Raw genomic sequence first — 392 nt, 5'->3', positions numbered from 1 at the left:
CGGCTCGCGCGCCGCCAAGAGCGGCTTCGAGCAGGGCTGGGAGGTGCTGGACATCCAGGTGCGCGCCGACCGCCCGTCCGCCCACTGGTTCTACCTGCCGGCAATCGCACTGGTGCTGCTGGTGTGGTGGCTGCAGGGGCGGCGCCTGCGCGATACGCCGCCGCCCGCCTCGCCCGTCGGCGCCCAGCCGGCCGCCTGAAGGACAGCGCCCGCCCGCAGCCCGGGCGGGCTTTTCAAAGCCGGTGCGTGCGGTCGCCCTGGGCAAAGCCCAGCGGCCGCCACTCGGCCCCGCCCGCGCCCAGGGCCAGCACCTTGAACAGCTCGCCCATCTCGTGCTCCATGACCAGCCGGGTGGCGAGCGCCGCCTGCTCGGGCGGCAGCTGCGGCAGCCG

1 protein-coding gene and 1 pseudogene are annotated in these 392 nt (G+C 76.0%); one reads left to right on the top strand and one right to left on the bottom strand.

What is annotated here, in order from left to right; translation table 11 throughout:
* Positions 1 to 199 (top strand): DUF3394 domain-containing protein (locus A612_RS10785; RefSeq protein WP_040436631.1); only part of this gene is annotated, 199 nt, incomplete at its 5' end.
* 34 nt (positions 200 to 233) lie between these two features.
* Here the strand turns inward: A612_RS10785 and A612_RS17960 are convergent.
* Positions 234 to 392: pseudogene (locus A612_RS17960) on the bottom strand (class I SAM-dependent methyltransferase); the annotation flags it as partial.

This window comes from Melaminivora alkalimesophila, from assembly GCF_000282995.1.
Taxonomy (GTDB): Bacteria; Pseudomonadota; Gammaproteobacteria; order Burkholderiales; family Burkholderiaceae_C; genus Melaminivora; species Melaminivora alkalimesophila.
This window is presented reverse-complemented; position numbering and strand designations above follow the sequence as displayed.